Here is a 24,688-nt window from a genome sequence, read left to right as displayed (position 1 = left end):
CCTTCCNGGGGAGTTCTTCGTGGGTAGCCGAAACTTCGAGACAGACGTGGTCGACAAGGTCGCCTGGCTGGTGTTGTCCAGGCCGGACGAACTCAACACCCTCCGCCAGGACTTCTGGCAGGAGTTCCCGCGGGCCGTCACCGAGCTGGCGGCGGACGGCGGTGTCCGCGCGCTCGTCATCTCGTCGACCGGGCGGCATTTCACCGCCGGTCTGGACCTGGCCGCTTTCGGCAGCGGTGACCTTTTCTCGGACGGTGAGCCGGCGCGGGTGAACCTCGCCCGCCGGCTGCTGGTCCGCAGGATGCAGGACGCGCTCACGGTGCTGGAAAGAATCCGCGTCCCCGTCCTCGCGGCGGTGCAGGGCGGATGTATCGGTGGCGGCGTCGACCTGGTGACCGCCTGCGACATGCGATACGCGACCGCCGACGCGTTCTTCGCGGTTCAGGAGACGAAGGTCGGGCTCGCCGCGGACCTCGGGACGCTACAGCGCCTTCCCAAGATCATTCCGGATGGGGTCGCCCGGGAGCTGGTCTACACCGGCCGCCGGATGCCGGCGCAGCGCGCACTTTCCGTCGGCCTGGTGAACGAGGTCTTCCCGGATCAGGAGGCGATGCTCCGCGGTGTCGGGGAGATCGCCGCGGAGATCGCCGCGAACAGCCCGCTGGCCGTGTGGGGCAGCAAGGAGATGCTGCTGTACGCACGGGACCACAGCGTCTCCGACGGGCTTAACTACCTGGCGACCTGGCAGGCCGGTGCCCTGCAGGCCGGCGACGTCATGGAGTCGATCCAGGCGCGGGTGGAGCGGCGGACCCCGGAGTACCCGGACCTCCCGCCGCTCTCGCCGCCGCAGTAGAACCGCGGTCCGGCGCCGACCGCGCGCTCGGCAGCGCTGCTCGGCAGCGCTGCTCGGCAGCGCTGCTCGGCAGGCCCGGTCAGCCGCTCGACGGCTCCTCGTCGCCGCTGAGGTCACCGCTGAGGCCGCCGTCGAGCGCCCGGGACGGTGCGGGCAGCTCGGCTTCGACGGTGGCGCGGCCCTCGTCGAAGCCGAGCAGGCCGGCGATCTGGCTGCTCTCGGGCAGCGGGTCCTCGTAGGACCAGGCCACGTCCTCGACGACGACCCCGTCGACGACCGCGGTCCAGTAGGAGGCCGTCCCCTTGTAGGGGCAGTAGGTCGTGGTCGGGCTCGGGCGGAGAATTGTCCGGTCGACCTGGTCCGGGTGGACGTACAGCCGCGGTGCCAGCGCGGTCTCGTAGAGGGCCACCGTGTCGGAGGTGTCCACCAGCACCCTGCCGGCGACGCTGACGTGCAGCCGGCGGGTCGAGCGCAGGCAGTCGATCCGGTGGTAGGGGTTGCGCGGATGGCCGAGCATCCGCTCCTCCTCCTCGTACCATTCGTCCACCGCGTCCCACGGGACCCGGACATGCCCCGGCGCGGCCGGCTCGGGCTCACCGCCCGGCAGCCGGACGTCCGCGGCGGGAAACGCGTAGGCCGGTGGCTGCCCCGGTACGTGCACGAGCAGCACCCGCTCGCTGTCGACCACCACCGAACCGCCGGCGCGGGCGCGCACCCGGCGCTGGAACGGTTCGACGTAGGTGACCGGGCTCGGCACGGGGGAGCTGAAGCGGCCGGCCGGGCGGGCGGAATGCGGGCCCCGTCCGGTGGTGAGGCTCACAGGGCGACCCGGTCGTCCGCGGCGTGCGCCCGCTGGGTGAAACCGCGGAGCATGGCGTCCACGGTGAAGGACGCGATCAGCCCGCCGGACTCGTCGCGGACCCGGCATTCCGAATGGGTCATTCCGTCACCGGCGAAGGTCGAATGATGGTGGTAACGCAGCCACCGGTCGGCGCGGACCGTGGAGTGGAAGGAGATGGCGATGGCGTTGATTCCCATCGACAGTGTGCGGTGGGCCTGGCTCTGACCGACACCGGCGTGCGGGCGCAGCGCCGCGGCGATGGAGATGTGCCCGGTGAACTGGGCCAGCAGCCCGGCGTGCAGATGCGGGTCGTCGGGAACCTCGCGGAACCTGACCCAGGTGTCGATGACCGGTGGCCCCACCGGGGCGTCCGGGTCGTCCGTGTACGCCGAGTCGACCATCCTGATGTCCCGGCCGGTGACCGACATGTCGTAGGGCTCGCTGTCGTACGGCCCGGCGGCCGGCTCGGGCGGGGCCGCGTGGCGGACGACGTCCGGTGCGGTGCTGTCGAGGAGCAGGGTGCCGCTCGCGCGCCGCCGCCCGCCCTGCGACACGTGCACCGCCAGGGTGGAGAAGCTGCGGCCGGTGCTGAGCTCCTCGACCTCGAACTCCAGCGGCTCGCGGGCGTCGGCCGCCCGGTAGAAGACCATGTGCGCCGACACGACCCGCCGCTCGGGCGCGTGCCGGCCGGCCGCGACGACCGCCTGCCCGAGCATCTGGCTGCCCTCGACGACCGGCCGCCGGACGTCCGCCAGCGCCGTGCTGACGTAGCGGCGCTCACCGGCGGGCCGGATGTTCATGATGTCGATCAGATCCGCCGCGTCCCCCCAGGTGGGGAACCGCTTGATCGTGATGTCGCGGTCCGCGTCACCGGCGGCGGCGTCGACCACCTCCACGCGGACGCGGTCGTGGTCGAAGGCCACGAGGTCGGTGAGCCAGTCGAGGCCCGGCGCCGGCGAGGTGAAGGCCCACGCGGCGTCCTGGCCGTCGACGGTCTCCTCGCCGGTGGAGCCGTACCAGTGGGAGGCCGCGGCCGGGACCTTTCCCTCCAGCGTCCAGAGCCGGGCCCCGCCCTTCACCGGGCAGTCCACCGTGTTCCCGGCGTCGGTGAGGGCCTCGGCGCGCACGTCCGCGCGGGGGAAGTAGAGCACGGGAACCTGGCCCGCCTCCTGCACCCGCACCGCGGACGTCGAATCGGCCACCAGGGTGTCACCCCACCAGGCCCGGGCCTGATAGCCGCACGGCTGCCGCGTTAAGGCTGGTTCATGTGCCGACGCCGGGTCGGAATTCACGGGCTCCACGTCACAGGAAGCTAACACCGGGCCGGGGCCGGGACGACTGATCGGCCAGCCCCAGCCGGGCGATCCAGTCGAGGACGAGCCCGTTGAACGCCGCCGGGTGCTCCTGGTGCAGCCAGTGGCCGCCGGGGAGGATGTGGACGGCGTCGGCGGGCCCGGTGGCCACGCCCCGTTCCCACTCGGCCCGCCCGGCCTGCCGCTCGGAGTGGACCGCCAGCACCGGGCAGCCGCGCCGACGCAGGTAGTCGGTGCTCTGGCTCCGCCGCCCGAACTGGTCGTCGTCCAGCCACATGCCGGCGAGGGCCGAGCGGGCCACGTCGGTCGGGGTGCCGAGGGCCCGGCGTCGATGCCACGTGGTGAGGTGCCGGGGCGCCTCCGGGCCGGCGAGCGCTTCCAGGTACCGCAGCAGCCGCCGCTCGGAGCCCGGCGCGCCGAGGTCGCCCAGGGTCCGCGCGGTCCGGTCCGCCTCGGCGTCGGTGAGCCCGTAGGCGGGCTCGACGGCGACGACGGCGCGGACGAGGCCGGGCTGCTCGACGGCCAGCGCGCTGGCGACCATCGCGCCCAGGGAGTGCCCGACGGCGATCACGCCGCCGGTGGCGGCCGTGACCCCCACGTGGCGCAGGAGCGCGGCGGCGTCCGCGGCGAGCACCCGCGGTCGGAGCCCCTTCGAGCCGGCCGAGCGCCCGTGCCCCCGCAGGTCCGGCGAGATCACCCGGTGCCGGTCGAGGAAGGCCGGGATCTGCAGGTTCCAGTCGTGCGAGTCGCAGCACCAGCCGTGGATCAGCAGCAGCGGCGGCCCCCCGGCGGCCGGGCCCGGCGCGGGGTCGTCGGTGAAGAACAGCCTTGTCTCGACCCCCAGGTCGAAGTACGGCATGGGCAGTCCCCGCTCCCTGACGACACTCGCTGCCTGAACGACGATCCGTACACGGCCGGCGTTCCCGGGCCAACCCCTGGCGCTGGTTGCGGGGAAAGCGGGCCGCCGGGCGCCGGGCAGCCCAGCCCGGCCCGTGAGCTTGGCCACGTCCGGCTTCGGGTATCCAGGGCGGTGTCGATCGCGTCAGGGCCGGTCAGCGCGGAAGGAAGGTCACCCGGACGGTACCGGCGGTGCTCAGCCGGCCCGGTCGTTGACGGTGCGTGCGGGGGGAGCTGATCTGGACGGATCGCCGACAGCGAGGTCAGCCGGCCGGCTGATAACGGACATGACACCTCAGGTCGGTCCGGATGAGATTCTGGTCCGGCATCATGCCGAGTGGGGAATTTCGGACGCGCCGAGCGCTCCGCGACCCGGAAGATGGTGGGATCATGGCCGCAATTGTGGAGCTGGCGGCGTCGATTGACGGCGTCCCGACCGTGGAGCAGACCGACGCGATGCTGGATGAGCTGCGCCGGTTGCCGCGGGACGCCAAGACGCTCGAGCTGATCGATGGTCTCCTGGAGATCCGAGCACTACTTGGCGCGGTGTGAACCGCACGCGCGCCAAGTAGTTGATCGAATGCTCGGGCTGACCGCCCGACCGGCTGACTACCGGGAGCCGAACGGCTGTCCCAGCTGTCCGCCCGGAACACCCTGACCGGCGCCGAAGCGGTCACCGACGAGGGGGCCCTGGCCCGCGCCGACCCCGGCGAGCTCCTGGAGGCGGTTCTGGACGTACCGCTCGCTGTGGTGCGTCTTGTCCGCGATCCGGGCGACGAGGTCGTTGACGCTGATGGCGGCGTCGAGGTCGGCGGTGCTGACCTGGCCGAACTGGTCAAGAATGCGGTAACGGATCTGCCGCCAGTTCTGCCGCAGCTGCTGCTCGATCTGCTGACGCTGCTGCTGGTCCATTCTGATCTCCTTTTTGATTTCCTGAGCACTCGCCGAAGTAGCTCCGCGGCGGGCGACGCGAACGTTACTTCAGAACGCGCCGGAAAGCTGGACGATCAATGGGTCAGAATGTAACGGTCGGGCTCCGCCGTTGGTCGCAGATATCCGACCGGTCCCGCCTGGAGTTCCTGACCGGATCCCCTCGGACCAACGCGGTCAGTCAACGGGTTCGAGGACGAAGACGGGAATCTCGCGGTTCGTCTTCTTCTGGTATTCCGCGTAGTCGGGCCAGGCGGCGACGGCGCGTTCCCACCAGAACGCCTTCTCCTCCCCGGAGACCTCACGGGAGACCATCTCCTGGCGGACCGGGCCGTCCTGTAGCTCCACCCGGGGATGGGCGACGATGTTGTGGAACCACACCGGGTGGCTGGGGGCGCCACCGAGCGAGGCGACCACGGCGTAGCGGCCCTCGTGCTCGACGCGCATCAGCGGCGTCTTGCGGATCTTGCCCGACTTCGCCCCGACCGTGCTCAGGATGACCACCGGGGCGCCGCGCTGCGTCGTGCCGCGGGTGCCCCCGGAGCTCTCGTACTCCTCGACCTGGGCGCGCACCCATTCGTTCGGGCTTGGTTCGTATTCACCAGTCAACGACATGCATCGAGTCAACACCGCTGGTAGGGAGTGCCTTCCCGTCCGGCACCGCGGGAGTGTCGCGTGTCGCCGGCCGCCCGCTCGGTGCCCGGCCGGTGGCGGTGCGGCGCCGATGGTGACGTGTGTCCCATCTTTGCGGGCCGTGACGGCTCGCGATCATGCTGTGTTCGAGCCCCGACATCCGTGCCCACCGCCGGGACGGGCCCCGCTGGCTGGCGTCAACGCGCCAACGTGGGGCGGCAGTTTTCCGCCCATAGCCCTTCGGGTGTCTTGCGCGTGGTTCGGCTGGTGGGTGAGGCGGGCCGATCTCCGCCGCGGAGTCGACGTCCCATCCGGCCGGTCGGCAGGGCGGGTCTGGCTGACTGGCGTCCAACTTGGAGTCGGTATGTTCGTTCTGCCTGCGGCTATGTCCCTGAGTCCTGGACGGGAGTTCCGTCCGGATCGACCGTCTGCCGAGGCGTTTGTGTGGACCGGGCCTGGCTGTGGGTGCCGTGATCCGCTCTCCTGGCTGTCGAGGACTCTGGAAGGTGGACCTGTGCTGGTGCGGAAGATGCGAGGGCGGACGCGGTCGTCCCGCGCGGCGCTGGTGACGGCGGCGATGACGGCGGCCGTGGCGGCCGTGGCGACAGCCTGCGGCTCCGGGGGGGCCACCAGCGCGGTGGAGGCGACGGCGCAGAGCTGCTCGACGGGCGTCACCGACGACGAGATCACGGTGGGCATCCTGTTCCCGGACACCGGCCTTCTCTCGCCCCAGTTCACCGGCTACCGCTTCGGGATCGAGGCGCGCCTGGCGGCGGCCAACGCCGAGGGCGGCGTCGACGGGCGGAAGATCACCACGGTGTGGCGGGACGACCGGTTCACGGAGCTCGGCAACCTGGAGGCGACGCAGGACCTGCTCCGCGAGGACGTGTTCGCGATCCTGGAGTACACGGCCTTCTCGGAGAGGTCCGCCACGCTGCTGCACGACGAGGGGGTTCCCGTCCTGGGCGTCGCGGACAGCGGGACCTGGGCGGCGAACGACAACATGTTCCCGCTGGCCTACCAGCTCGACGACAACGACGCGACGACCACCCTGGGTGCCTTCATCCGGGCGCAGGGCGGCACCACCGCGGCCATCGTCTCCACGCCGATCACCGCCTCGGCGCGGCTGTACGCCGAGGGGGCGCGCAAGAGCCTGTCGGCCGCCGGAATCCGGATCGTCTACCAGGACGCCAACGCCGAGGCGTACAGCCCCGAGTCCGTCGAGCGGATCATCCGGAGCGGAGCGGACTCGCTGGTCTCGCTGGTCCCGGCCGACTTCTACACGGCGATCCTGGCCGAGGCGTCCAGGGTCGGGCGGCCGTACACGGTCGCCATCTCACCGCTGACCTACGACGCGAACCTGCTCAACACCGAGACCGCCCGGGCGCTGGCCGGCACCTACTCGCCGGTGGGCTTCCAGGTGATCGAGCGGAACCAGGCGGCGCAGCAGGCATACCTGACGGCCATGACCACCTACGCGCCCCAGATGCAGCCCGCGACCCAGCTCAGCTCCATCTACGGCTACATCGCCGCCGACATGTTCCTGCGCGGGCTGCAGACGCAGGACGGCTGCCCGACTCGCGCGGGGTTCATCCAGGGGCTGCGCGGGGTGACCGACTACGACGGCGCCGGGCTGCTCAACCAGAAGATCGACTTCTCGGCCGCCGAGCGGCTGGTGGACGTGTGCACCGACTTCATCCGCGTCGCGCCCGACGGTGACGCCTTCGAGCCCGTCGGCGCGGGCCCGCTGTGCGGGGAGCCGGTGCGCGGCGCCGCGTCGACCGGAGCGGGCTGAGCGGGCTGTGCGGGCCGGCCACGCCCGTCAGCTGCCGAGGGTGAGGGCCGGCCAGGCGGCGCGCAGCGGCGGGAGCAGGGGGAGCGACAGCGCCTGGCTCGCCGAGACCCACGTCCAGTCGGCCGTCTCCCAGTTGGTCGCGGTGGGCTCGAACACGGTCGCCACGTTCAGGACCAGCGTCGTGTAGGCCCAGCTGCCGTGATCGTCGACGTACTCGTGGGCGGGGACGGGCCCGCGGGGGACGTGCGCGGGCAGGGGGCCGAGCTCCTCCTCGGCCTCCCGCAGTGCCCCGTCCAGGGGCGACTCGCCCGGCAGCAGCGCGCCGCCGGGCACCGCCCAGGTACCGCCCTGGTGCGACCGGGGGTGGCGCAGGACGAGCAGGTATCTGGGCTCGCCGAGGTCGGCCGCGCGCAGGAGCACCCCCGCCGCGCCGAGAGCGCCCCAGTGCTGGCAGCCGCGTGAGCAGAGCACAAAGCGTTCCACCGTCCCAGCTTGCTCCCACGGACGGTCGCCGCGGGCGCCGAGCGGGTGATTGCGGCGTCAACGCTGAATGGTGCGCTCCGGCGGGTCAGTGCCGGCGGGTCAGTGCCGGCGGGCCAGTGCCGACTGGTCAGTGCCGGCGGGGCAGGCGTAGCCGACCCAGGCGCCCCGCTCCGGCCGGCGGCCGGGCAGCCGTGCCCTGACCGCGCCGGCGGCGGCGGTACACCCGCACGGCGGCGGTGGGCAGGTCGAGGCGCACGGTCTCCCCGCGCGGCGACACCGCCCGCGCCGGGGGCCGGGCGCGCCCGCCGAAGGGTGCCGCGTCGGTGTCGAGGACCGGCCGCCAGCGCCGGCCGGCCAGCGCCGGATGGGTCAGCACGTATCCCGCGGTGGGCTCGTCGCGCAGGCTGGCGACGACCAGGAACTCCTCGTCGCCGGCCCAGCGCCGGAACGCCAGGACCCGGCCCACGTCATCCGTCGCCACCACCTCGACGCCGCCGGAGCGCAGCGCCGGGCTCCCCAGCCGGAGGCCGACGAGCACCCGGTAGCAGGCGAACAGGCCGGCGCCACGGCCGGCTCGCAGACCGGCGAGATCTTCCTTGGCCTCGGCGAACGTGTCGTGCAGGTAGGGCCGCGCGGCGCCCACCTCGTCGCCCATCAGGAACAGCGGCGTCCCGGGGGAGAGCAGGGTGAGGGCCGCGACGCACCGCAGGCGCGCGAGCGCGTACCAGGCAGTCTCGCCGGCCAGCGGTGCGTGGTCGACGGCGACGAGGATGTTGCGTGCCGAGTGCCGCGAGTTGCCCGCCTCGTCATGGCTCTCGGTGTAGACCACGGCCCGGTCCGCCGCCGCGGTGAGCGCGGTGGCGAACAGGCCCATCGCCAGCGGGCCCGTCTGGTCGCGGCCCGCGGTGTGGAGCAGCCGGGCGTACTCGGGGCCCTCGTCCTTGTCACCGATCAGGTGGTGGTAGAAGTCCACGTACCAGCGCGCGTCGAACCCCAGGCCGCCCTGTTCGGCCGGTCTGGTGACCTCGGCCCAGCCGGAGTGGTCCTCGGCGATCAGCATCACCCCCGGATCCACCAGGCGCAGCGTCTGGCACAGCTCACGCAGGAACTTGCGCCCGGCGATGTTCGCGGCGGCGACCGGGCTCCCGTCGGCGTGCAGGCTGTTGTAGGCGTGGATCGAGGTGGTCTGGTCCACCCGCAGCCCGTCGATGTGGAAGTCGTCGATCAGCGCCACCGCGCTGGCGATGAACAGCGCGCGCACGTTCTCGTCGTGGTAGCGCGGCGCCCAGCCGGAGGAGACGTTGTCGAGATACCCGCCCTCCGGATGCGGATGGTCACTCTCGGTGCCCTCATACCAGTAGTAGCTGTTGCGGCTGGGCACCCGGCTGTCGTACTGCCAGACGGAACGCGCGGCGTTCGGGCTGTAGTGGTTGTAGACGACGTCCATCAGCACGGCGAGGCCGCGCCGGTGACAGGCCCGCACGAACGCGCGCAGCCCCTCGCGCCCGCCGGCGCTCTGTTTGACCGCCAGGAAGTGCGAGCTGCCGTAGCCCCAGGACCGGGTCCCGCTGAACTCGGCCATCGGCAGCAGCTCGACGGCGTTGACACCCAGGTCGGTCAGATAGTCCAGCAGCGCCAGCGCGTCGGCGAACGTGCCGGCGCCGGTGTGCCCGAAGCCCAGCGCGCCCACGTGCAGCTCGTAGATCACGAGATCCTCGACCCGGCGGGGGACGGGCCGCGCCGGGTCGAACTCCTCGGCCCAGAACCGCCCGTCCTCGCGGGTGTCGACGACCATCGAGCAGCTGACCGCGCCGTCGAGGTCCGCCGCCGGGCCGTCGTAGTGCGCGCCGCAGGGGTCCGTGTCGCCGGTGCCGCACTGGCGCACCGAGTAGGGGTCGGAACGCCACGCGACCGAGCCGTCGTCGCGCACCACTCGGTAGGCGTAGCGGCGCCCGACCCAGTCCGCGAAGCCGGGAGCCGCGGCCTCCCACCAGCCGCCGGGGACCGGGCGCATCGGCAGCCGGGTGAGCAGCCCGTCCTCGCCGTGACCGTCGTCGGCGATGTAGCCGCTCGGCCCGGCGAAGGCGACCTCCACAGCCCGCGCGTGCGGCGCCCAGACCCGGAACCGGATCCGTTCCCCGGCGTCGGCGTCGGCGTCCGCATCGCTATCGGCGTCGGCGCTCGGCGCCAGCCGCCGCGCGCCGTTGTGCCGGTGGCTGGAGAGCCGGAACTCCGCCCGCGTCACCGGACCGTCGCCCGGGCGGATCACGACCTGGCGGACCTGTGCGGTGGCCTGCGGGTCGGCGAGCTCACCGGGGATCGCCCACACCTGAGCCCCGTCCGGACGGACCAGCCGGACGCCCCAGTCGGCCGTCCACGGGTGGCTCGCGTCCAGCGTGACCGAGGCCCGGAAGGCGGCGCAGCCGTCGTCGGCCGTGAAGCGCTCCATCGGGGCCACGGACCAGTCCGCGGCGGGGCGGCCGGCCCCGTCCCAGCTCCCGACGAGCAGCGCGTCGTGCGCGATCGGCCGGCCGACCCCGGTGCGGTAGACGAATTCGACGCGAACGGTGCCCGCTGCCTGCGGGGCGTCCTCGTGCTGGTGGGTACGGTGCTCTGTCGTCACCGGGGGTACCCGGCCTGTGCCTGAGCCTGTCCCTGCATGACCGACCAGAATGTCACCTTGAAGGCGGTTTATGGCGCGACGGGGTCACCCATCCGAATAGTTCGGGATCCTCCGGGTCGCTTCCCGCCGGCGCAGGTGCCAGGCGATGGCCACGCTGGTGGCCGCCGCCCAGACACACCACAGCGAGATGACGGCCTCGGTCGAGACCCAGGCCAGCCCGGCGAGGGCCACCAGGTTCGCCGCGCCGAACCGGCGCAGGAACCGCCGGCCGGAAAGCAGGAGCACGCCACAGGTGCTCACCAGGTACAACGCGATCGGGACGGCGCCCGCCCACAGGTCGACGGAGTAGGTGATGTGGTGGCGGTCGGCGCGCGCCCGCACCGGGCCGGCCACCAGCGCCGCCGCCAGCCAGCAGGCACACACCACGCCCGCCGCCAGGGTCACGGCGCCCGCCCGCCGCCGGGCCGGCACCCGTTCCTGCGTGAGCATCATCACCGGGACGTAGATCGGCAGGATCACGAAGGCGAACGCCAGGTAGACGGCGGTCGCGCCGGTACGTACCGCCGAACTCGTGCCGGCGTCGCCGAGATCGCCGCGGACGCCCCACCAGACGAAGGCCTCGACGAGGGTGTGCACGGCGAACAGGGCCGGAAGGGCGGCGAGCGGCCAACTGGCCCGGCCGTGGGCATGGCGCAGGGCGTCGACGCCCACCGCGCCGATCACCGCGGCCGCCACCACATCCGCCTCGGGTGCGAAGCACATCGGCCCACCGGTCCCCTCGCGCGCCGGCGCGCCGCAGCAGGCGTCGGCGCTGTCTCCCCTGGTGTCCAAGGGAAACAGCGCCGACAGATGATCTTATTTCAGGAAGGTCTCAGCCAGTTCGGTCACCCACTCAGGGAGGCGGTGGAATCCAGCGCCGTGCCGGCGCCCGAGGTGCCCCCGACCACGTAGATGTGACCGTCACCGCCGGTGGCGGCGCCGTGGCCGGCCCGGGTCGCCAGCGCACTGCCCGAGCCGGCGGACCACTTGTCGTCGTCCGGCGTGAACACCTGCGTGTCGCCGACGACGTCGCCGCTGCTGTCGCGGCCGCCGATCACGTAGACCCGACCGTCGGGTCCGGTGGCGCCCGCGGCACTGGCGACACCGGTCGGCAGGTCGGCGACCTGCGCCCACGAGCCGGACGCCGCGGAACCCGAGCCGGGGGTGTAGGCGTAGACGTCAGACGACGCGGCCTTGCCGCTGGTGGACTCCAGGCCGCCCGCGGCGAGGATCCGGCCGTCCGGCAGGCCCGTCAGAACGGGGGCCGCGTTGGCCGACGGCGGGGCCGGGGCGGTGGACCAGGACTGGCTGTCCGGGTCGTAGATGGCCAGCGTCGAGGCGTCCAGGACGTAGATCTTTCCGTCGGAGCCGCGGGTCGCGCTCGGGTCGCCCATCGGCTTCGGCAGCGAGGGAGCCGCGGTCCAGCCGCCGCTGGACGGTGTGTACACCTCCACCTTGTCGGTCGCGGCGCCGCTGCCGTTGCCGCCGGTGCGGCCACCGATCGCGTAGATGTGGCCGTCAGTGTCGGTCGCGGCGGCCAGGTGGCTGCGCGCGGTGGGCAGCGCCGGCCCGTCGGACCAGGAGCCGCTCTTCGGGTCGAACACCTGGACGGTGTCCACCGGTGCCCCGGCCGCCCCGGCGCCACCCGCGCCCGGTGAGGCCGTGGTCGGGGAGGCCGTCGGGCTCGCGGGCGTGGTGGTGGTCGTCGTGGTCGGCGTCGAGGTCGGCGTCGAGGTCGTGGTCGACGTCGCCGGCGAAGAAGTAGTCGTTGTCGTGGTGCCGGGGAGGTCGTCACTCGGGTCGGTCGGCGTGCCGCCGTTGTAGGCGGCCGGCGTGAGGGTCACCCCGGGGGTCGTCTCCGAGCCGCCGCCGGGGCTGGTCCCGGGCGGGCTCGTGGTGGGTGTGGTGGCTGGCGAGGTCGTGGTGCCCGGGGCAGTCGTGGTGCCCGGGGCAGTCGTGGGCGTGCCGGTGGTCCCGGCCCCGCCGCCGCCCGCGGCGGTCGTCTCGCCGCCGATGGCGAAGATCCGCCCGTCGCAGCCCGTGGTCGTCGCGAGGTGCGTGCGCCCGGTGGGCAGGTCGGCGACGCTGTCCCAGTTCTTCAGCGGCCCGGCGACCTCCGGAAGCGCGGGGCAGTCGCCGGCTGCGCCGCCGGGCGACGGACTTGCCGTCCCGGTGGGAGAAGGGCTCGCTGTGCCGGTGGGTGATGGGCTCGTGGTGCCGTTGGGTGACGGCGTGCCGGTCTGCGTCGCCGGACTCGTCGGCAGCGCGTCGGCACCGGGCGCGAGCAGCGCCGGGGTGGCCAGGGCCGCGGTCAGTGTGGCGGTCAGGACGAACGCACGGGACGCACAGCGCTGGGATGTTCGTGACCAGCTCATGGGTTCCCCCCTCCGAGGCCCCGAGCGGGACCGGACCATTGGGTGGACGTCGTGTGGGTGGACGTCGTGTGCCGCGCGATCGGTGATCGGTGATCCCTGATCGGCGGCGAACGAGGGCGAATCAGCTCTGGTCGGCCGGGGTTGTCGGCGCGACAGGGGCAGCGGTGAGCACGGAGTGTCTTCCCTATGTTTCGAAGAGTAGTCATCGCTGTGGGTGGCTTCGCCGGATCACCCTCCGCAGGCGTCGACGGCGGGCACGGCCCCGCCGACGGGTACCCCCGGCGCCGTAGGCTGGCTGCGCCGCGGCGGGCGGGCATGGCCCACCAGCGTCGGCGGCCGGGAACGAAAGGCGGCACATGACGGGCGGGCGCGGGTTCAAGGCCCTGAACAGGGCGCACCGGATCCTGATGAGGACGACCCGCGGCCGGCTGGGCTGGCGGGCCGGCGGCATGCCCGTCCTGGAGATCACCACGACCGGGCGCCGCAGCGGGAACCGGCACACGATCATGCTCACCTCGCCGCTGCGCGACGGTGGTGCGATCGTGCTCGTGGCCTCCCGGGGCGGCGACGACCGGCATCCCGACTGGTACCTCAACATCTGCGCCCATCCCGACGTCGACATCCGGGAGAAGGGCGGTTCGTGGCGACCGATGCGGGCCCGCGTCGCCACCCCGGCGGAACGTGAGCGGCTCTGGCCGCGGGTCGTCGCCGACAACCGCTGGTACGAGGGCTACCAGGCGAAGTCGAAGCGGGTCATCCCGCTGGTCCTGGTCGAGCCGCGCTGATGCCGCCCGTGAACGGCGCCGCGGCCGGTGGCGGCGCGAGGGCCGGCACCGGCTGGGGTCTGGCCGACGTGCCCGACCAGAGCGGGCGCACGGCCGTCATCACCGGTGGCAACAGCGGGCTCGGCTTCGAGACGGCGCGGGCCCTCGCCGGGCGGGGCGCCGCGATCGTGCTGGCCTGCCGTGACCTCGCGAAAGCCGGGGAGGCGGCGGCCCGGATCAGGGCCGAGACGCCGGGCGCGGACGTCCAGGTCGAGCTGTTGGACCTGCTCTCCCTCACCTCGGTGCGCACCGCGGCCGAGCGCATTCTGGCGGACCACCCGCGGATCGACCTGCTCATCAACAACGCCGGCGTGATGCTGCCCCCGCCGTGTTCCGGCGCCGGGACACCGGGGCGCACCGACCGGGTCGACGCCGACCGGGCCGTGGATGCCGACCGGGCCGAGCCGGCCGATGGCGTCGAAGGTGTCGAAGGTGTCGAGGCCACGCTGGGGGTCAACCACCTCGGGCACTTCGCGTTCACCGGCCTGCTGCTCGACCGGCTACTGGCCACGCCGCGGTCGCGGATCGTCACCGTGAGCAGCCTGGTTCACCTCGTCGGGCGGATCGACGTCGAGGGGCTGAGCCGGCTGCCCGCCCCGCGCGTGTCCGCGGAAATCGCCCCGGAGGCTGGCCCGGGAAGCGGTCGCGGCGGCCCGCGAAACGGTCGCGCGGGCCAGGGAGGCGGGCGGCTGCCCAGGCCGCGGCTGCACTATCCGCGCTCCAAGCTCGCGAACCTGATGTTCACCTACGAGCTGCAGCGGCGACTGGTCGCCGCCGGCGCCCCGACCAGCGCGCTGGCCGCCCACCCGGGCATCGCCCGGACCGGGCTCACCCGCAACCTCGCCGCCCCGGCGGCGGTGTTCCTGGGCGAGCGCGCCGCGCCGGTGATGTCCTGGCTGGTCCAGAGCCCGCAGATGGGGGCGCTCGCCACGGTGCGGGCCGCTACCGACCCGGCGGCCCTGGGTGGCACCTACTACGGGCCGTCCGGGCTGTTCCGCAGCACCGGGCCGCCGGTCGTCGCCCGCTCCAGCGCCCGTTCGCGTGACAGTGGCCAGCAGCGTCGGCTGTGGGAGGAGTCCGAGCGCCTCACCGGCATCACCTACCGCCTTCCCAGCCGGCCCGACCGGGAGGACGACGCGGTCCGTTGACACGGCCGCACAGCGGAGAGGACGAGGTGGGTTGGGATGGCGGTGCGGGTTCCGGTGATCGCGCTCACCGGGTACCTGGGCGCGGGCAAGACGACCGTGCTCAACAACCTGCTCCGGGCGCCGGGCGCGCGCCTCGGGGTGGTGGTCAACGACTTCGGCGCGATCAACGTCGACGCCGCGCTGGTCAGCGGGCAGGTGGACCAACCGGCCTCGATCGCGGGCGGCTGCCTGTGCTGCCTGCCGGATACCGACGGCCTGGACACCGCGCTGGAGAAGCTGAGCCATCCGCGGCTGCGGCTGGACGCGGTGATCGTGGAGGCCAGCGGCGTGGCCGACCCGCCGGCGCTGGCCAGGCTCATCCGGTTCAGCGGCGTCAACCGGGTGCGCCCCGGTGGTCTCGTCGACGTCGTGGACGCGGCCGCCTACTTCGACACGGTCGATCCGGGCGGCCTGCCGCCGGCCCGGTTCGCGTCCGCCTCCCTGGTTGTGATCAACAAGACCGACCGGGTGCCGGCGGCGACGCGCGCCGAGACGCTGGCACGCATCGCCGCCCGGGTGCGCGAGAGCAATCCGCAGGTGCACATCGTCGACACCACGCTCGGCCGCGTCGACCCACGGCTCGTGTTCGACGCGGCCAGCCCGCACGACCCGGTCGGTGAGCTTCCGCTCGCCGCCCTCGCCCGAGCCGACCAGGAGCACGACCGCGACCACGACCAAGACCACGCCGGCCACGGCACCGCGCCCCATCCACGGGCCGACGCGGTGACCGTGCCCGCCGCGGGGCCGGTCGACCCCGGCCGGCTGGTGGACCTGATCGAGGACCCGCCGGCCGGCGTCTACCGCCTCAAGGGAACGGTGACGGTGAACACCGGACGGAGTCTGCGCGGCCACGTGGTCAACCTGGTCGGGCGGCAGATCCACATCGCGACCAGGTCGGCGGCCGAGGGCCCGAGCGGGCTGGTCGCGATCGGCATGGGTCTCGACCAGTCGGCTGTCCGGTCCCGGCTGGAGGAGGCACTCCAACCCTGCCCGGACCGCCCTGCCCCGGACGGGGTCCGCCGCCTCGCCCGCCACCGCCGCCTGAGCGCCACCGGTTCCCGGCGGTCCGAGAACGGGTGACGGTGGCGTCGATCGATCTCACTCGGGCCCGACGAAGCGGCGGCGCAACGCCATAATGGGGGTGCGGCGGGCAACAGCCCCGGATCCGGGGCCTGGCGGACGAGGCGGGAGCGCTGATGGCGGACGTTCCGCCCCGAGTGGCGCCGCTGGAGGGCACGGACCCGTCCCGGATCGGGCCCTACGCACTCACCGGTCGGCTCGGCACCGGCGGAATGGGCACGGTCTACCTGGGTCGGGCGGGTGACGGGCGACTCGTCGCGGTCAAGGCGATCCGGCGGGAGTTCGCCCAGGACCCGCGGTTCCGAGCACGGTTCCGGCGCGAGGCCGAGGCGGCGCGCCGGGTCGCGCGCTTCTGCACCGCCGAGGTGCTCGACGTCGACACCGACGGGGCCGAGCCCTATCTGGTCACCGAGTTCATCGACGGCCCCACGCTGGCGCACTTCGTCCACGGCAACGGCCCGCTGCCGCCGTCCGAGCTGGAGCGGCTGGCGGTGGCGGTGGCGAGCGCGCTCACGGCGATCCACAGCGCGGGGCTGATACACCGGGATCTGAAACCGGGCAACATTCTGCTGTCCTCCTCCGGCGCCCGAGTGATCGACTTCGGTATCGCCCGTGCGCTGGAGACCCCGTCCGTGCACACAGCCGCGGGGGGTGTCCTGGGCACCCCGGCGTTCATGTCACCCGAGCAGGCGCTGGGCCACCCGCTCACCCCGGCCGCCGACATCTATGCCTGGGGCGGCGTGATCCTCTTCGCCGCGACCGGGCGGATGCCCTACGGGGAGGCCGCCACGCCGGTGATCCTCTTCCGGGCGGTGCACGAAGAACCGGATCTCACCGGTCTGGATCCCCCGCTGCTGGAGCTGGTCCGGCAGGCGATGAGCAAGGATCCGCAGGCCCGGCCCACCGCGGCGGCCCTGCTCCTGCGACTGGCCGAGGGCCCAGGTCCGCCCGGCGGGCCAGCCCGGCCCGCGCTGCCGGGGGAGGCCGGGCAGGAGTCGGACGTCACCGCCAGGGTGGCGCCCCCGGTGCCGGTCGCCGGCACGGTCGTGGGCCCGCCCTCCTGGTCGCGCCGGCTGCCGGTGCGACTGGCCGTGGCGCTCGGTTCGCTGGCGCTGCTGGCCGTCGTGGTCGCCACGACGGTGCTGGTCGGTCCGTTCGACCTGCGTGGGCGGGGCACCGACACCGCCTCCGCGACGGGTACCGGCCCCACCGCCGGCCCCACCGCCGGCCCTACCGGCCCGTCCGCGGCGGTGGTCGAGCCCACCACGCCGGCCGACCACCCGGGCGGCGGCTCGGAGCCCGTGGCGCGCGGCTGGCGGGTCTTCAAGCGGTACACCGGGTCGAGCCCGGTCAACGACAGCCCGATCATCGCCGTGGATCCCGAAGGCAACGAGCGGCAGGTCGGCACGGGTGACAACCCGGCGCTGTCGCCGGCCGCGGACCGCGTCGTCTACGCCGGGGCGGACGGCGAGATCGCCAGCGTCCGTCCGGACGGGTCGGACTTCCTGCGGCTCACCGACGAACCGGACGGGTCGGCGGACAACCCGGTGTTCTCGCCCGACGGCACCTACGTCGCCTACACCCGGAACATCGGCGGCGTTTTCACGGTCAACGCCGACGGCACCGGCCGCCGCCAGCTGGCGGACCTGTCGGACGCCTACGACCTCTCCTGGCCCCGAGCCGGCGAGATCCTGCTCCGGCGCGGCTCCGACCAGGCCGTCCACATCCTGTCGGTGGCCAGCGGCGAGACGCGGCTGGTGGCCCGCTCGCCGGTGCGGGGCGCGGCGGCCGTGGAACCGTCCTGGTCGCCGGACGGAACCAGGATCGCCTTCGGGCTGTCGAGCGGTGGCATCTACCTCGCGAACTCGGACGGCAGCGGGCTGCGGCAGGTGTGTGACACCGGCTGCTGGCATCCGACCTGGTCACCGCAGGGCGCGTTGGTCCTCGTCCGGGACGCCGCCGCGGGCAGCTTCTACGCCACCACCGGAACGGCCTGGGCGATGAACCNCGACGGCACCGGGGAACACCAGCTTGACGAACGCCCGGTCAGCGGCCCGGTCCGCTGGTCCGCCGGCAGGTGACGACCGTCGTCGACCTCGTGGCCTTCCGCCGACCGGAACGTGATTGCCTGTTCGTGGTTGACCACTTTCCGTAGCCAGTTGGAGATCCGGTGAACCCGGGAACCCTCTGGACGTGGCTGTCTCACCNGGACTCTGCGCAGTGGACGTCCCGTGTCCGCCAGGCGGACCGGGGTGACGCCCCGGAGCGATCACGTACCCCCGGTGCGTCCGCTGGGCGTCCACGACCAGAGCCGAGGCGTGCGGCTGCTGGTGCTGGGGGTGGTCTGCCTGCTCGTTCTGCTCGGCGTCGGCATGGCCATGCTCGGGGAGGCCCGGCTGGACGCGGAGGAAAACCGGCGGCTCGCGGACCGGGAGCGCCTGGTGGCCCAGCTCGCCGAAACGTCCAGTGTCGCCGAGAACNCGCAGCTGCTCGCGGACCAGGCGGCCGCCGTTCCCTTCGCGCGCGGTGACTCGGAACGGAACAGGACGCTGCTGGGGGCGTTCACGGACTCGCCGACATTCGTGCCGAACCAGGTCGCCGCGCTGTATGCGCCGGACGGGACGGTCACGGCCAGTCTCTATCCGGCGGAGCCCCTGCCGAGCGTCGCCGATCTGGGCGTGGCCTGGTCGAGCGCGCTGGCAGGCAAAGCGGCCGTGTCGGATCTGTTCGAGGTCGCCGGGCGACTGCTGATTGCCGCGGCGGTGCCGGTCGGCGGGCCGCACCCGTGGGCGGTACTGGTCACCGCGACCGACAACGCGCAGGTCCAGGCATTCGCCAGCGTCTTCCCCGGCAAGGGCATGTTCAAGACCGACCGTGCCGGAGTGGTCGTGAACGCCTGGGATCAGAATCTTGTCGGAACACGGTTCGTCGACCCGGCCGACCTCGCCGAGGTAGGAAATGACACGACCAGGAGATGGCTGACCGGGCGCGCCGACGACCGAACTGTCCAGCTCGCGCATCGCATCGCGAGCACCGGCTACTACATCGGCCTGCAACTGCGCGAATCCGAGCTTTACGCGGATCTGTGGAGCCAGCACCGGCAGCGCAAGCTGACCCTCGCGATGGTGCTCGTCGCCTGTGTCGCCGGTCTGACGACCTTCGGACTGTTCCGCACGCACACCGCGCGGCGCACCCGGAACCGTACCGACGCACTGCTGGCCGGAACGCTGGATCTCATTCTCGTCGTGGACGCCGACCACCGGCTGATCTTCGTCGGCGCGGCCGGCCGTGACCTGCTCGGCCGCCGACCGCAGGCGGACCTCGGCCGGCCGTTGACGGACCTGGTCCACCCCGAGGACGTGCCTCGCCTCCAGGCACTGGTCGACGACCCCGGCCGGCCCCCGGAGCTCGGGGTGCGGTTCCGCACCGGTCCGGCGGACCCGCCGCGGGCAGGTCCGCCGGGCCCCGAATGGATGTGGTTCGACGTCGAGGCCGTGGACCTCACCGCCAATCCCGCCGTGGGCGGGATTCTGGTCACCTGCCATGAGATCGGGGCGCGCAAGGAGCTCGCCGACCGGCTGGCCGACCAGGCCCACAAGGACGTCCTGACCGGCCTGGCCAACCGGGCGGCGGTGACGGCCGCGATCGACGGCGCCCTCTCGGCGGTGGCGGCCACCGACGCGGCGGTCTCCCTGCTGGTCGTCGACCTCGACGGCTTCAAGGCGGTCAACGACACCCACGGTCACCAGGTGGGTGACGACCTGCTCCGGGTCGTCGCCCAGCGTCTCATCGAGGCGGTCCGCACCGGGTGCGACCGGGTCGGCGGGTCGCCGCGCGACGACGTCGTCGGACGCCTGAGCGGGGATGAGTTCACCGTTCTCCTGCACAGCGCCGACCGGGCGGAGGCCGTCCGGACAGCCGCCCGCATCATCGACCTCCTCACCGACCCCGTGATGGTCGATGGTCGTCGGTTGCGGGTGGGCGCCAGCGTCGGCATCAGCACCGCCACGCCCGGCACCGCCGGTCAGCCCGCCGGGGGCATCAGCCCTGAGCAGCTGCTGCGGAAGGCCGACCTGGCCATGTACCGCGCGAAGCGAAGCGGCGGCAACCGCTGGGCAGTCGACGACGAGCCCGCGCCGGCGGATCCGGACGGGGTCGGCCCGGATCCCACCGCATCCGCCGAGGCAGCGGCCGCCGCCCCGGGACCGGCCAGCCAGGACGTGACCCCGGCCGCGGACGTCACCGCCAGCAGGGCCGCAACCGCTGACGGCGCCGGTCAGCGGACCGGGACACGGCGCGGGGCGAAGGCGGCGGCGCCGCCGGTCGGTCGCCGGTTCCGCGGCACCGCCCGGCGTGGCGCGCCCTGGGCCCGAACCTGGGGGCCGCTGCTCCTCGCGGTCGCTCTGCTGACCGTGGTGGCCGGCGTCGCCCTGTGGTTCGAGAAGGCGGCCCAGCGACGCGCCGTGCAGGCCAGGCTGGAGGAGCTCACCGATCTGACGGAAGCGTCGGTGCGGTACAGCGATGCCTCGGACCGGCTCGCGCGCCTGGGCGCCGACCTCTCCGCCGTAGCGTGGACACCGACCTCCTCCGCGGCCAACCAGGCTGTGCTGGGGCAGTTCGCGGCCCTGTCCTCGGGCGTGGTGCTGGCGCTGACCGGCAAGGACGGCCGCGTCATCGACGCGACGCCCCCGGACGCCGCCATCCCGGTACGGGCGGGCGACCCGGCGTTCGCCACCGCGCTGAGCGGGCGGGTCGGTAACGAGCCGGTACGCCTCGTCGACGGTGTCTACTGGAACTACTCACTGTTTCCCGTACTGCGGAACAACGAGCCGTTCGGGGTGTTCGTGCTCGGAACGCGAGCGGACACCTCGCCGGAGCAGCTGGGATACGAGGCACTGGGATCGGTCGGCCTGGGAACCCAGGGCGGGCTGTCGAGTCTCGACATCAATGGCCGGGCCAGGTTCTCCTGGGACCGCGGCCTCATCGGCCAGCGACTCGCCGATCCCGCCGTTCTCGCCGCACTGCCCAGCGCAGGAGTGGTGCGCCTGCCGGCGACAGCGACGTCCGAGCCGGACTCCATCGCGTTCGCCGCCCGTGACCACGCGCTGGTCGACGGCGGGTACGTCCTGCTGGAGCTGCCGACCTCGGTCGCGCTGTCCGGGCTGCGCCCCGACCAGCTGGGCCGGAATCTGCTGCTCCTGGCGGCGGTGGCGGCGACGGTCTTCGCGCTCGCGCTGACGACGCGCCTGCTGGAAAAGGCCGACCGGCGGACGAACGAGCAGCTTTCGGCCCTTCTGCACAACGTCCACGACATCGTGGTCGTGACCGACCGCCGGCAGAAGATCACCTTCGTCAGCTCGGCTGTCACCCGGCTTCTCGGATATGAAACCGAGAGGTTCACGCAGCGGCAGACGGCGATCGTGCATCCCGAGGACACCGCCCGAGTACTTTCCGCGCTGGTCGGCACAGCGCCGGTCGGCACGGCGCCGGTCGACACCGCCACGACGGTGTCCGACGTGCGGCTCCGCGGTGCCGACGGGGTGTACCGGTGGTTCGACCTCCGTGTCTCCGACCAGTCCTCGCATCCGCACATCGGCGGGACCCTGCTGACCGTCCACGACGTGACCGACCGCAGACACCTACAGGAACAACTGGTCCGGCAGGCGCGCTACGACCCGCTGACGAGCCTGCCCAACCGCAGCGCCCTGCTGGAGGCGCTACAGCCCGGGGCGGGCACCACCGGGCTCGTGTTCGTCGACCTGGACCACCTCAAGCAGATCAATGATGCCTTCGGCCACCAGGTGGGTGACGCCGTCCTGAGCACCGTCGCCCGCCGGCTCTCCCGGGCCTGCCGGCCAGGCGACGTCGTCTACCGGCTCGGCGGTGACGAGTTCGTCGTGGTCCTCGGCGAAGTCGACCGAGATCAGGCCACAGCCGTGGCGCACCGCCTCCACGAGGCTGTGGCCGCCCCGTTCAGGCACGACGACGGCCTCGTCGGCCTCAGCGCCACCATCGGCGTCGCCATCGCCGACGATCCCGACCCCGACCCCCAGGACCTGCTGCGGACCGCCGACGACGCGATGTACCGCGCGAAACGAACGGGACGAGGCAGCGTCAGCGTGCGGAGCGTCCCCCCGCGGACGGCACGATGAACCGCCCGGAGCATCCTGTCCCACCGGCGCCGGCTACCTCGCCCTATTTCGCCGACGCCCGCCGGGCACATGCCGACCGCCCTCGGTCAGCCCCCGCTGCTCACCGTGGTGAAGGTGAGCCACGTGAACGCGGCCTCCTGGATGTAGTTGGCGCCGCTGCCGGTTTGGGACGGGACGAAGGTAGCGGTCAGGTTGTAGCCGTCAACGCCGAATTCGCTCCGCTCGAACGTCAGGACCGGCGTGTTCGCGCTCGCGAGGAGGGCGGGGACAAACGGGCACGGATTCTGACTGTGCGTGTCACAGGTCCAGAAGATCGTTCCGGTCGGCGTGGGAGCGGACGGTTCGGTCGCGTGGGCGACCGACGCGATCCAGCTCACGGCACCGGGCGTGCTTATCTCGATGAAGGCTGGGTTGCCCGGGTCCGGGGTGATCGTGACGGCGATCGGCGCCGGTTCGCTGGTCGCGCTCGCCGCGGCCGTGTTGTTGGCCGGGTTCGGGTCGGCCGTGGTCGAGGTGACAGTGGCGTTGACGGCCTGCGCGCCCAGCGCGATGTCACCCGCGAACCCGCTGATCGTCAGGGTTGCGCTGGCGCCGGGGGCGAGACCGCCGACCGTCCAGGTACCGCTCGACTGGGTGTAGGTGGTGGAACCCGACGGGGTCACGACCGGCGACACCAGCCCAGCCGGAACCGCCGCCTTCACCACGACACCCGTCGCCGCGGAGGCGGCGCTGGTGTTCGTCACCGTGGTCGTGAACGAGACGTCCGTGTAGTAGGTCGGGGTGGCCGTGGAGACGGTCTGCGTCACGGCCAGATCCACGCTGGCCGGCGCCGGCTCGCTGACGGTCAGCGTCGCCGTCGCGCTGATCTTCTTGGCGGTGGCGGTGACGATGTGCGCACCCGGCTCGGTGGCCGTGCAGACGGCCCCGGTGCACGTCCCGTCCGGGGTAATCGTGAAGGTGGTACCCGCGGGCGGCGACGGGAGCGCGTTACCGAACGCGTCGAAACCGGCGACGGAGTACTCCTGGCTCCCACCCGGAGCGATCGTGGCCGACGCCGGGCTGACCGCCAGGCCGGCCAGCGGGCCGACCTTGATCCTGATCGTGTCGGCGGCGGCGAACGGGATCGGCGCCCCTCCGCTCGGCGTGAAGGTGGAGGTGAACGCGTAGTCACCCGGCACACTCGGCGCGGTGACGTTCTTGTAGGTGAGCAGCGCCGCTCGCAGCGGGGTGCAGTTGGTGGCGACGGTGACCGAGGTCGAGCCGTCGGCCTGGGCGGTGGTTCCGGTGATCTGGAACCTCGCGCAGGTGGTCGTGGTACTCATGTAGCCGCGCCCCGCGGGCGTGGTGGTCTGAGGCGTCGAGAACCCCGCCGGCACCTTGATGTTGATCGTGCCGGCAACCGCTCCCACCAGCGGGGCGACGTAACCCCAGGCGAACGTGGCGCCCTGGGTCCCCGTCGCGGCTGTCTTCGTGAGAAGCACGAGCGCCCCGGGCCGGGCCGGTGCCGCCGCGTTGGCGACGCCACCGGCCGCCAGCACCGCCGCGGTCGCGACGGCCACGAGCGCGGCCCCCCGTCGGAACCAGCCGAGTAGCCCTACCCGGCGCTTCCCCACATGAAATCTCACTGCCCTGCCCCCCCAGGAATAAGCCGAATCGATCGGCGCCGAATCGTATCGCAGGCCGCTATTCGGAGATTGGCCTTCAAGCAAGGTAACCCTGGAAGGACTACCAGAAGACTCCGCCGGCTCCGCCGGTCGCGTGTGGGCCGCGGTCGGGTTGATGTCCGCTCAGAGGGCGGCTGGGTCTGGTTGCTGACCGGGTCGGTCCGGGTNCGGACCCGGACCTTTGGATTTCGAGTGGGGCCGGTCTGCGCCCCCGCTGGACGGTCGGGCCGGCGCTCGTGCCGTTCTTTGGGCGCCGCCGATTGATGCGGCGGGTGGGTAACCCGCTCGTCGAACAGGCCGCCGCCCGGCCGGCGCGAGGCGTTTCCATTGCTGGAATAGGGAAGCCATTTCTGCTGGGCACGCCTCCGACGGCTCGGATGCCCGGTTTTCGCTGCACCATTACCGGCGCCCAGCGGGGCTACGCACGAGGGGATGGAACCAGCCGGCCCCCAACGCCTCCCAAGAGTCGTCAGCATGCTCTATATAGCGCCGCCCGCGGAAGGCCGGGCGGCCCGGCCGTTCCGCTTCGATGTGGACGGTCTGCGTCGCGTTTCGCGGCCGGTAGTCAGGCGGCGTGCCTCGGCCCGGGGCGCCCTGCAGCGACCATGACGCTGCGGCGGCGCGGCGACAGTGGGAACGCCTACGAGTTCGGCGCGCTTGGACAATGAAGATGTTGGCCGTGCGGCAGGTGTCGGAGGTGACGTATGGATACGTCAGTGGTGGACGCTCTCATCCGGAGCCGGAGCCTGGGAGTTGGCAGCCTTCGGGGGTTGGTGACCGCTGTCGCCGCGATGTCTCCGGATCGTCTGCGGGACGTGGCGGATCGTTCCGATCTGGACTCGGGCACTCGGGCGGATCTTGTCCGTGCCGTCCGGCGGCATGAGGTCGTCCCGATGCTGGAGCGTTGGCCTGCTGACGTGGGGCTCGTCGAGACAGCGGAGGCGGTGCATGGGGCTGAGCCGTCGTTGGTGGTGTACTGCGCCGCTCAGGGCTGGCTGG

At 72.8% G+C, this 24,688-nt stretch carries 17 protein-coding genes and 1 pseudogene; 8 read left to right on the top strand and 10 right to left on the bottom strand.

Annotation, left to right across the window (positions count from 1 at the left end; translation table 11 throughout):
- Window positions 1-19 precede the first annotated feature (19 nt).
- Window positions 20-853: a crotonase/enoyl-CoA hydratase family protein gene (locus UG55_RS04030; protein WP_066063027.1), complete on the top strand. Its 834-nt coding sequence runs from the start codon at window positions 20-22 to the stop codon at window positions 851-853.
- Window positions 854-932: 79 nt separating this feature from the next.
- Here the strand turns inward: UG55_RS04030 and UG55_RS04025 are convergent, their stop codons facing one another.
- Genes UG55_RS04025 through UG55_RS04015 form a run of 3 tightly spaced genes read right to left on the bottom strand, consistent with a single transcriptional unit; the run spans window position 933 to window position 3,866 of the window.
- Window positions 933-1,673: a DUF427 domain-containing protein gene (locus tag UG55_RS04025; RefSeq protein WP_066063024.1), complete on the bottom strand. Its 741-nt coding sequence runs from the start codon at window positions 1,671-1,673 to the stop codon at window positions 933-935.
- A complete protein-coding gene (locus UG55_RS04020; protein WP_066063516.1) occupies window positions 1,670-2,986 on the bottom strand; it encodes a DUF427 domain-containing protein in 1,317 nt (438 codons plus the stop codon). The genes UG55_RS04025 and UG55_RS04020 overlap by 4 nt, the downstream gene beginning before the upstream one ends.
- 10 nt (window positions 2,987-2,996) lie before the next feature.
- The gene (locus UG55_RS04015; RefSeq protein ID WP_066063021.1) at window positions 2,997-3,866 is read right to left on the bottom strand and encodes an alpha/beta fold hydrolase; all 870 of its coding nucleotides are present in this window, start codon (window positions 3,864-3,866) and stop codon (window positions 2,997-2,999) included.
- Window positions 3,867-4,294: 428 nt separating this feature from the next.
- On the opposite strand from UG55_RS04015, the gene UG55_RS29355 reads away from it, so the two are divergent.
- Window positions 4,295-4,456, top strand: coding sequence for a hypothetical protein (locus UG55_RS29355; protein ID WP_199865024.1), 162 nt, complete (start codon window positions 4,295-4,297; stop codon window positions 4,454-4,456).
- Between the two features lie 57 nt (window positions 4,457-4,513).
- Here the strand turns inward: UG55_RS29355 and UG55_RS04005 are convergent, their stop codons facing one another.
- Window positions 4,514-4,816 (bottom strand): hypothetical protein, encoded by a 303-nt coding sequence (locus UG55_RS04005; RefSeq protein ID WP_066063014.1) that lies wholly within the window; start codon window positions 4,814-4,816, stop codon window positions 4,514-4,516.
- A gap of 195 nt (window positions 4,817-5,011) precedes the next feature.
- Window positions 5,012-5,449, bottom strand: a complete 438-nt coding sequence (locus UG55_RS04000) for a nitroreductase family deazaflavin-dependent oxidoreductase (RefSeq protein ID WP_066063011.1) — start codon at window positions 5,447-5,449, stop codon at window positions 5,012-5,014.
- Window positions 5,450-5,981: 532 nt separating this feature from the next.
- On the opposite strand from UG55_RS04000, the gene UG55_RS03995 reads away from it, so the two are divergent.
- Window positions 5,982-7,262, top strand: a complete 1,281-nt coding sequence (locus UG55_RS03995) for an ABC transporter substrate-binding protein (protein WP_242423706.1) — start codon at window positions 5,982-5,984, stop codon at window positions 7,260-7,262.
- Window positions 7,263-7,289: 27 nt separating this feature from the next.
- Here the strand turns inward: UG55_RS03995 and UG55_RS03990 are convergent, their stop codons facing one another.
- The 4 genes from UG55_RS03990 to UG55_RS03975 all read right to left on the bottom strand — a co-directional run bounded on the left by UG55_RS03990 (window position 7,290) and on the right by UG55_RS03975 (window position 12,782).
- Complete coding sequence (locus UG55_RS03990; protein ID WP_066063008.1) at window positions 7,290-7,745, bottom strand: NUDIX domain-containing protein; 456 nt, start codon at window positions 7,743-7,745, stop codon at window positions 7,290-7,292.
- 127 nt (window positions 7,746-7,872) lie between these two features.
- On the bottom strand, window positions 7,873-10,368 hold the full coding sequence (locus UG55_RS03985; RefSeq protein WP_083986386.1) for an alpha-amylase family glycosyl hydrolase: 2,496 nt from the start codon (window positions 10,366-10,368) through the stop codon (window positions 7,873-7,875).
- An 84-nt stretch (window positions 10,369-10,452) separates the two neighbouring features.
- On the bottom strand, window positions 10,453-11,130 hold the full coding sequence (locus UG55_RS03980) for a DUF6629 family protein (protein WP_066063005.1): 678 nt from the start codon (window positions 11,128-11,130) through the stop codon (window positions 10,453-10,455).
- Window positions 11,131-11,252: 122 nt separating this feature from the next.
- Window positions 11,253-12,782, bottom strand: coding sequence for a kelch repeat-containing protein (locus UG55_RS03975; protein ID WP_066063003.1), 1,530 nt, complete (start codon window positions 12,780-12,782; stop codon window positions 11,253-11,255).
- Window positions 12,783-13,138: 356 nt separating this feature from the next.
- On the opposite strand from UG55_RS03975, the gene UG55_RS03970 reads away from it, so the two are divergent.
- The 5 genes and pseudogenes from UG55_RS03970 (at window position 13,139) to UG55_RS46615 (ending at window position 22,025) form a co-directional block, all read left to right on the top strand.
- Window positions 13,139-13,567 (top strand): nitroreductase/quinone reductase family protein, encoded by a 429-nt coding sequence (locus UG55_RS03970; protein WP_083986385.1) that lies wholly within the window; start codon window positions 13,139-13,141, stop codon window positions 13,565-13,567.
- 8 nt (window positions 13,568-13,575) lie between these two features.
- Window positions 13,576-14,754 carry an SDR family NAD(P)-dependent oxidoreductase gene (locus tag UG55_RS03965; RefSeq protein ID WP_242423705.1) on the top strand — a complete coding sequence of 393 codons (1,179 nt, stop codon included), beginning with the start codon at window positions 13,576-13,578 and terminating at the stop codon, window positions 14,752-14,754.
- 36 nt (window positions 14,755-14,790) lie between these two features.
- The gene (locus UG55_RS03960; protein WP_066062998.1) at window positions 14,791-15,873 is read left to right on the top strand and encodes a GTP-binding protein; all 1,083 of its coding nucleotides are present in this window, start codon (window positions 14,791-14,793) and stop codon (window positions 15,871-15,873) included.
- A gap of 116 nt (window positions 15,874-15,989) precedes the next feature.
- A pseudogene (locus UG55_RS32230) lies at window positions 15,990-17,880 on the top strand (protein kinase); the annotation flags it as partial.
- Between the two features lie 851 nt (window positions 17,881-18,731).
- Entirely contained in the window at window positions 18,732-22,025 is a 3,294-nt protein-coding gene (locus UG55_RS46615) for a diguanylate cyclase domain-containing protein (protein ID WP_396230804.1), read from the top strand.
- Between the two features lie 86 nt (window positions 22,026-22,111).
- On the opposite strand, the gene UG55_RS03945 is transcribed toward UG55_RS46615, so the two are convergent.
- Entirely contained in the window at window positions 22,112-23,584 is a 1,473-nt protein-coding gene (locus UG55_RS03945; protein ID WP_066062989.1) for a DUF11 domain-containing protein, read from the bottom strand.
- Window positions 23,585-24,688 lie beyond the last annotated feature (1,104 nt).

This window comes from Frankia sp. EI5c, assembly GCF_001636565.1.
Classification (GTDB): Bacteria; Actinomycetota; Actinomycetes; order Frankiales; family Frankiaceae; genus Parafrankia.
This window is presented reverse-complemented; position numbering and strand designations above follow the sequence as displayed.

Excerpts from the sequence above, each read along its gene's own strand:
- UG55_RS04015 (WP_066063021.1), bottom strand. The coding sequence starts at position 3,866 with ATGCCGTACTTCGACCTGGGGGTCGAGACAAGGCTGTTCTTCACCGAC.
- UG55_RS29355 (WP_199865024.1), top strand. The coding sequence starts at position 4,295 with ATGGCCGCAATTGTGGAGCTGGCGGCGTCGATTGACGGCGTCCCGACC.
- UG55_RS04005 (WP_066063014.1), bottom strand. The coding sequence starts at position 4,816 with ATGGACCAGCAGCAGCGTCAGCAGATCGAGCAGCAGCTGCGGCAGAAC.
- UG55_RS04000 (WP_066063011.1), bottom strand. The coding sequence starts at position 5,449 with ATGTCGTTGACTGGTGAATACGAACCAAGCCCGAACGAATGGGTGCGC.
- UG55_RS03980 (WP_066063005.1), bottom strand. The coding sequence starts at position 11,130 with ATGTGCTTCGCACCCGAGGCGGATGTGGTGGCGGCCGCGGTGATCGGC.
- UG55_RS03975 (WP_066063003.1), bottom strand. The coding sequence starts at position 12,782 with ATGAGCTGGTCACGAACATCCCAGCGCTGTGCGTCCCGTGCGTTCGTC.
- UG55_RS03970 (WP_083986385.1), top strand. The coding sequence starts at position 13,139 with ATGACGGGCGGGCGCGGGTTCAAGGCCCTGAACAGGGCGCACCGGATC.
- UG55_RS03960 (WP_066062998.1), top strand. The coding sequence starts at position 14,791 with ATGGCGGTGCGGGTTCCGGTGATCGCGCTCACCGGGTACCTGGGCGCG.
- UG55_RS46615 (WP_396230804.1), top strand. The coding sequence starts at position 18,732 with ATGTTCAAGACCGACCGTGCCGGAGTGGTCGTGAACGCCTGGGATCAG.